Source organism: Sporomusa sp. (assembly GCF_057736855.1).
Window position 1 is genome coordinate 1 of the sequence record NZ_JBYKYF010000261.1, and the last position, 4,415, is coordinate 4,415.

Consider the following 4,415-nt stretch of genomic DNA (forward strand, 5'->3'; position numbering starts at 1 on the left):
ATTGGATTTTTCAGCTAGATCCCGAAATAAATCAAGCACAACATTGAGTTTACTAAGTATAAGTAAAAAAATGATAGCCGACAGCGTCAGCGCAAGCTGAACGGCAAGCTCAGGGCGTTGCTGTTTTATGACGATGATGAGTAGTGTAACAATAAATCCTAGCCCAATGATTTGAATGATTTCCATGAAGCTTACACTCCTTAGAACAGCTTAAATACGTCCTGGACAGTGTTGAACAGCCGGCCCAATAGTTGCACTACCCATAATAACACCATGGCAAAGCCGGCAAGTGTACATAGATGAGCCATATCTTCTTTGCCTGCTTGCTTTAATGCTGTGTGAAAAACTGAGATCAAGATACCTACCCCAGCAATTTTAAAGAGAATATCTAGTCCCAACCCCATGTATTACCCTCCTTTATTTGGTTACACCAGAATTATGACCACTGCCAATCCACCGCAGATTCCCAAATATCGATACATTTTTACATTCTGCTCACAAAGTCTTTCGGCTTCATACTGAATCCGGGATAATTGTTCCTGGGCCAAATCAAGAGATTTGTGTTGTTCTTCCCGATTCATGCTACCTAAGTTGGCGCTAACTGCTGATAAAACTTCCTTTTCTGGTTGGCTAAGAACCAACTTATCTGATTCTTTTAGTGCCTGCTGTAAAGCTGCCTGTGGTGTGAGGCAGCCGTTGTTAACCAAAAGCGAAGCCATGACACGAAACAATTCGGCTACTGGTCCGGCAATGCCCCCGGTACACTGAGCTAAGGCCTCCGGCAAAGGAATGGCTGTATAATTAATATGAGACTTTAGAGCGGATAAACAACTAATTAGTTGACGGATTTGCCTTGGGCGTTCAGCATATTGTTCTGCCATTTTAAACCCAATAGAGGCGCTGGCTACAACAACAAGCAAGCTACCTAACAGTTTTAACCACATATTACCACCTCGTTTGGACAGGTATATACTACTGTTTCATAGCGGGAATCATATATTTCCTCAATAGTGCCTGGCCCCAAGCGGCCGCTAAGGATTACATACCTTTCAAACAGTTTTTGTGACAGCAGCTCACCAATGTAAGGACGAGCATACAGCTCATGAAATGTCCGGCTATGGACAGTGGCAACTACGGTTACGCCGGCACAAATCGCTTCTCTTACCGCTAAAGCATCTTCTTCTCGTCCCAGTTCGTCGGTTGCCAGTATTTGCGGTGCCATTGACCGGATTAACATCAACATACCGTTTGCTTTGGGACAAGCATCAAGCACATCGACGCGTGGACCTAAATCAATACTGGGAATTCCATTATGACAGGCGGCAATTTCTGAGCGTTCGTCAACCACACCGATTTGCAGTCCCCAAATACCGAGTTCTGGTTTACCGATACTTAACTGCCTGATTATGTCCCGCAGAATGGTAGTTTTACCACAACGCGGCGGTGAAATGAGTAAGGTATTGAGTACTCTTCGGCAGTGTCTGTCTACTATATGGGGCAGGATACTGTCTGCGCAACCTGGTATGGCTTTTGCCAACCGAAAATTTAGTGAGCTAATACATTTGATTGTTTTTACCGTACCGTTAAAATAGATTACCTGTCCAGTCAATCCAACCCGATGTCCTCCGGGTATGGTTAAATATCCTTGCCTGACTTCTTCTTCAAAGGCATAGACAGAGTTTTTACATAATAGCTGAAATGTCAAAGATAGATCGTGACTGTTGCAGTAATAGGCTTCTGTGTCAGTTGTTTTACCAGGCTGTGTTACTATCATGTCACTATTATCTAAGACCAGGAGTAAGGGTTGGTTAACTCTGAGGCGGATTTCTGTAATTTTATTTACAATAGTATCAGGCAATTGCACTAATAGGTTGGCAATATGGGAAGGTAAAACTGGACAAATTTGCTGTTGTAAAGTCAATTTCATGTTTTCCATGATTATTTCATCCTCATAGAACTGATGATATAGTAACTTGTCTTTATACCTGGTTTCTTTACATAGATATGTTTTAAAAAAAAATTTAGACCAAAAAAGAACGAACTGAATAAATCAGGTCGTAAGCAATATGGTTTGAACTAAACCATTGTAAGAAAATAATAAATCCCGGGTATTCCCCGGGATAACAGATCAGATTGAACTAAATGCCTGGATGCATAATATGAGTTGAATCTTTAATTGGCGCAATATCTAACGTATTGTCATAAACTACCCCACCACAGTAGGGGCAGGTCACTTCAATATCTTCTACATCATCCAAAATATCAGATTCAAATGAAACAAGTTCATGACAATCCGGGCAGGTTACTTCAACCATACCGTTTTCAAACTCTTCTTCATACATATCATCATCGTCAAAATCGTCTTCGTATATTTCTTCTTCGAGATCAGTTAGATCTTCGTCAATTGATTCTACATAATCCTCAAGTTCCTTTTGAGCCAAATTGACATTATGAACTTCATCGGCAAAAGAATCAAGTACATCAATAATATTGAGCAAAACCTTACCTTCTGATGAATGTTCGTTAACATTAAGACCTTGAGTTAATCCATGCAGATAGGCAACTTTTTCCTTAAGATTTCTCATAAAAAATTAACCCCCTTTAGCTATGTGCTTATAAGCATTGTTGGATACTACTTGTAGTATGTCCAATGCTTATTAAAACATAACTTAGGGGGTAATGTGCATTAACGGATATTAGCTGACTAAGCCCGTTCGATATACTCGCCAGTACGGGTATCTATTCTTAACACTTCGCCAACATTGATGAACAGTGGTACACGCACAACATGACCTGTTTCAAGTTTAGCTGGTTTGGTGCCACCAGTTGCAGTATCGCCACGAATGCCAGGATCTGTTTCAACAACAGTAAGCTCGACCGACAGCGGTAAATCAATTCCAATTACACTGCCTTGGAAGAACAATACGGCAATATTCATATTTTCTTTTAAAAATTTAGTGGCATCACCCATTTGCTCAGCCGATAATTCAATTTGCTCATAGGTTTCATTATCCATTAAATGGAACATTCCGTCGCTTTCATATAAAAATTGCATTTCACGACGATCAACATGTGCTTTAGGTAATTTTTCACCAGCATTAAAGGTCCGTTCTACAACAGCACCAGTACGGCCATTTTTTAATTTAGCGCGGACAAATGCAGCACCTTTTCCTGGCTTTACGTGTTGGAAGTCGATAACTTGCCAAACATCACCATCAATTTCCACTGTTATCCCTGTGCGAAAATCATTCACTGAAATCATTATTAAGCCTCCCCATAGTTCGATCAACTATTCTATTTCTATCAAATTCTTACTGCTAGTAGTAAGGATTGTACTGCCAGCAGGAGAAACCACAACTAAATCTTCAATCCGAACGCCGCCCCAGTCAGGAAGATATATTCCTGGTTCAACAGACACTACCATACCCTCTGTTAAGACGACTTCACCTAATGGCGATAACCGAGGCTCTTCATGGATAAAAAGCCCAACCCCATGACCTAAGCCATGACCAAAGTACTCACCATAACCGGCATCGACTATTATTTGTCTAGCAACAGCGTCAATGTCTTTACCTTTTTTACCAGCTGTTATGGCATTTATACCAGCGATCTGAGCCGATAATACAATATTGTATATTTCGCGCTGTTTTTCTGACGCCTTTCCTACCACAACTGTTCGTGTCATGTCAGAATGATATCCCTGATAGACGGCACCAAAATCCATCGTTATAAAGTCTCCGACTTCAATGATTTTATTGGAAGCCATTCCATGAGGTAATGCCCCTCTTGCTCCGGATGCCACAATGGTGTCAAAAGCAGGTTTTTCAGCGCCTAATTTACGCATTTGGTACTCTAATTCTAATGCAATATCTAATTCTGTAATTCCTGGTTTAATCAATTTCAATGCGTGATTAAACGCAAAATCAGCAATTTCAACGGCTTTGGTAAGTAACGCCAGCTCTGATTGATCTTTAACCATTCTTAACGAATCTAACTTTACTGGTACAAGTTCGATAGCTGGCAGGCTGCTTGTTAATGTTTGATAATATTCCCAGGTTACAAAATCACTTTCAAAGCCAACCCGCAGCAGGCCCATGTCTGTACAAGTCTTAGCCAGTGTTTCAAAAATAGACGTTCCATGACGAATGATTTGATATAATGGGGCTTGCTGTTTTGCCTGTTCAATATACCTAAAGTCGGTCAATAATATTTGCGATTGTCGGCTAATTAGAAGAATTCCTGCCGAGCCCGAAAAACCACTGAAATAATAACGGTTTTCCGGTTTAGTGACAATAATGCCATCATACTGCTCTGCATCCATCATTTCATATAGTTTTGCCAATCGCTGTTTAATCATGGTTTCTCGGCTCCTATCAAGCCTGCTGCTGCTTCTAATGCCAGCAGGTAGCTATTTG

7 protein-coding genes are annotated in these 4,415 nt (G+C 40.8%); all 7 read right to left on the reverse strand.

Features of this window, described 5'->3' with window-relative positions:
* Positions 1-186, reverse strand: a 186-nt coding sequence (locus AC29Z1_RS14110) for a SpoIIIAC/SpoIIIAD family protein (RefSeq protein WP_488272093.1), incomplete at its 3' end; no start/stop codon positions are given.
* Between the two features lie 14 nt (positions 187-200).
* Complete coding sequence (spoIIIAC, locus tag AC29Z1_RS14115; protein ID WP_488272094.1) at positions 201-404, reverse strand: stage III sporulation protein AC; 204 nt, start codon at positions 402-404, stop codon at positions 201-203.
* A 21-nt stretch (positions 405-425) separates the two neighbouring features.
* The gene (spoIIIAB, locus tag AC29Z1_RS14120; protein ID WP_488272095.1) at positions 426-944 is read right to left on the reverse strand and encodes a stage III sporulation protein SpoIIIAB; all 519 of its coding nucleotides are present in this window, start codon (positions 942-944) and stop codon (positions 426-428) included.
* Positions 935-1,936: a stage III sporulation protein AA gene (spoIIIAA, locus tag AC29Z1_RS14125; protein ID WP_488272096.1), complete on the reverse strand. Its 1,002-nt coding sequence runs from the start codon at positions 1,934-1,936 to the stop codon at positions 935-937. Before spoIIIAA ends, spoIIIAB begins: the two co-directional genes overlap by 10 nt.
* Positions 1,937-2,138: 202 nt before the next feature.
* Positions 2,139-2,585, reverse strand: coding sequence for a CD1247 N-terminal domain-containing protein (locus tag AC29Z1_RS14130; protein WP_488272097.1), 447 nt, complete (start codon positions 2,583-2,585; stop codon positions 2,139-2,141).
* A 119-nt stretch (positions 2,586-2,704) separates the two neighbouring features.
* On the reverse strand, positions 2,705-3,262 hold the full coding sequence (efp, locus tag AC29Z1_RS14135; RefSeq protein WP_488272098.1) for an elongation factor P: 558 nt from the start codon (positions 3,260-3,262) through the stop codon (positions 2,705-2,707).
* 27 nt (positions 3,263-3,289) lie between these two features.
* Positions 3,290-4,357: a M24 family metallopeptidase gene (locus AC29Z1_RS14140; protein ID WP_488272099.1), complete on the reverse strand. Its 1,068-nt coding sequence runs from the start codon at positions 4,355-4,357 to the stop codon at positions 3,290-3,292.
* Between the last annotated feature and the right edge of the window lie 58 nt (positions 4,358-4,415).